The following is a 542-nucleotide window of genomic DNA, read 5'->3' as shown; positions in this document are numbered from 1 at the left end:
TGTGACACCTGGGATATGGTCTAATAACTGATCTAATTGATGATCTAATTCTTCGAATTTCATTTGAATAAAATCATACTTCTCTAGTAAAGCTCTCAACTCTAATTTCGCCATAGCTGCCCCTTGACGAATACCAATTGAACGATTGGCTACTTCTTTGAGTGCTCGTATCTTCTTTAAGCCTATACTGCGTTTTACCACTTGTCTTAAGGAAAGTAAGAGCTCTTCTTCCGTATACTTTACAAGTTCATGTGGCAAGGCTTCTAGCTTTAGAAAATGAATAGCTGCCTTGCCTTCCCAACTTTTGAACACTGTCAAAAATTCGGGAAAGTAACGATCAAGCCAGTTATGAACTTGTCCTTGAACGACCTGTAAGTCAACGTTGAGAAGATCGCGAAGTTTTTTGGCCACTCGTAGTTCTGCATAAATTCCTTGTGGAATTGTCGGTTCGGCGTATCTTCCGTCTTTGACTAATTGTGCGATGACTTTTGCATCTTTCACGTCATTCTTTGTAGGTGAATTATCGTCTAATTCTTTACTTC

Annotated in this window: 1 protein-coding gene; it reads right to left on the bottom strand. The window is 39.1% G+C overall.

Translation table 11 applies throughout. The features are described from left to right. The coding region (locus Q8G36_RS28595) for an IS110 family transposase (RefSeq protein WP_305163143.1) at positions 1 to 542 on the bottom strand (542 nt) is incomplete at both ends.

The organism is Peribacillus frigoritolerans, assembly GCF_030676415.1.
GTDB lineage: Bacteria > Bacillota > Bacilli > Bacillales > DSM-1321 > Peribacillus > Peribacillus frigoritolerans_A.
Note: the sequence above shows the minus strand (reverse complement) of the source record. Positions and strands in the feature narration are given on the sequence as shown.